The following is a 2,395-nucleotide window of genomic DNA, read 5'->3' as shown; positions in this document are numbered from 1 at the left end:
TGTCTCTCAAAAACGCCTCTGGCGTTGTAAGGTTAAGCCTCACGGGTCATTAGTACCGGTTAGCTCAACGCATCGCTGCGCTTACACACCCGGCCTATCAACGTCGTAGTCTTCAACGTCCCTTCAGGACTCTCAAGGAGTCAGGGAGAACTCATCTCGGGGCAAGTTTCGTGCTTAGATGCTTTCAGCACTTATCTTTTCCGCACTTAGCTACCGGGCAATGCCATTGGCATGACAACCCGAACACCAGTGGTGCGTTCACTCCGGTCCTCTCGTACTAGGAGCAACCCCCCTCAATTCTCCAGCGCCCACGGCAGATAGGGACCGAACTGTCTCACGACGTTCTAAACCCAGCTCGCGTACCACTTTAAACGGCGAACAGCCGTACCCTTGGGACCTACTTCAGCCCCAGGATGTGATGAGCCGACATCGAGGTGCCAAACACCGCCGTCGATATGAACTCTTGGGCGGTATCAGCCTGTTATCCCCGGAGTACCTTTTATCCGTTGAGCGATGGCCCTTCCATTCAGAACCACCGGATCACTATGACCTGCTTTCGCACCTGCTCGAGCCGTCACTCTCGCAGTCAAGCCAGCTTATGCCATTGCACTAACCTCACGATGTCCGACCGTGATTAGCTGACCTTCGTGCTCCTCCGTTACTCTTTAGGAGGAGACCGCCCCAGTCAAACTACCCACCAGACACTGTCCGCAGCCCGGATCACGGGCCTACGTTAGAACATCAAACATTAAAGGGTGGTATTTCAAGGTTGGCTCCACGCGAACTGGCGTCCGCGCTTCAAAGCCTCCCACCTATCCTACACATCAAGGCTCAATGTTCAGTGTCAAGCTGTAGTAAAGGTTCACGGGGTCTTTCCGTCTTGCCGCGGGTACACTGCATCTTCACAGCGAGTTCAATTTCACTGAGTCTCGGGTGGAGACAGCCTGGCCATCATTACGCCATTCGTGCAGGTCGGAACTTACCCGACAAGGAATTTCGCTACCTTAGGACCGTTATAGTTACGGCCGCCGTTTACCGGGGCTTCGATCAAGAGCTTCTCCTTGCGGATAACCCCATCAATTAACCTTCCGGCACCGGGCAGGCGTCACACCGTATACGTCCACTTTCGTGTTTGCACAGTGCTGTGTTTTTAATAAACAGTTGCAGCCAGCTGGTATCTTCGACTGGCTTCGGCTCGGGGAGCAAGTCCCTCCACCTACGCGCCAGCGTGCCTTCTCCCGAAGTTACGGCACCATTTTGCCTAGTTCCTTCACCCGAGTTCTCTCAAGCGCCTTGGTATTCTCTACCTGACCACCTGTGTCGGTTTGGGGTACGATTCTGTGTTACCTGATGCTTAGAGGCTTTTCCTGGAAGCTGGGCATTTATCACTTCAGCACCGTAGTGCCTCGTCGTCACGCCTCAGCGTTAATAAGGGACCGGATTTACCTGGACCCTCCGCCTACACGCTTAAACCGGGACAACCGTCGCCCGGCTGATATAGCCTTCTCCGTCCCCCCTTCGCAGTAACACCGAGTACAGGAATATTAACCTGTTTCCCATCGACTACGCCTTTCGGCCTCGCCTTAGGGGTCGACTCACCCTGCTCCGATTAACGTTGAACAGGAACCCTTGGTCTTCCGGCGAGCGGGCTTTTCACCCGCTTTATCGTTACTTATGTCAGCATTCGCACTTCTGATACCTCCAGCATGCCTCACAGCACACCTTCGACGGCTTACAGAACGCTCCCCTACCCAACAACACATAGTGTCGCTGCCGCAGCTTCGGTGCATGGTTTAGCCCCGTTACATCTTCCGCGCAGGCCGACTCGACCAGTGAGCTATTACGCTTTCTTTAAATGATGGCTGCTTCTAAGCCAACATCCTGGCTGTCTGTGCCTTCCCACATCGTTTCCCACTTAACCATGACTTTGGGACCTTAGCTGGCGGTCTGGGTTGTTTCCCTCTTCACGACGGACGTTAGCACCCGCCGTGTGTCTCCCGTGATAACATTCCTCGGTATTCGCAGTTTGCATCGGGTTGGTAAGCCGGGATGGCCCCCTAGCCGAAACAGTGCTCTACCCCCGAGGATGAGTTCACGAGGCGCTACCTAAATAGCTTTCGGGGAGAACCAGCTATCTCCCGGTTTGATTGGCCTTTCACCCCCAGCCACAGGTCATCCGCTAATTTTTCAACATTAGTCGGTTCGGTCCTCCAGTTAGTGTTACCCAACCTTCAACCTGCCCATGGCTAGATCACCGGGTTTCGGGTCTATACCCTGCAACTTAACGCCCAGTTAAGACTCGGTTTCCCTGCGGCTCCCCTATACGGTTAACCTTGCTACAGAATATAAGTCGCTGACCCATTATACAAAAGGTACGCAGTCACCCCCATAAAGA

The 2,395-nt window shown here is 54.0% G+C and carries 1 rRNA gene; it reads right to left on the bottom strand.

The window, feature by feature from the left end:
- Window positions 1-28 precede the first annotated feature (28 nt).
- Window positions 29-2,395, bottom strand: a 23S ribosomal RNA gene (locus Q7C21_RS22095); the annotation flags it as partial.

The sequence above is a fragment of the Pantoea sp. ANP04 genome (assembly GCF_041982285.1).
GTDB lineage: Bacteria > Pseudomonadota > Gammaproteobacteria > Enterobacterales > Enterobacteriaceae > Pantoea > Pantoea eucalypti.
This window is presented reverse-complemented; position numbering and strand designations above follow the sequence as displayed.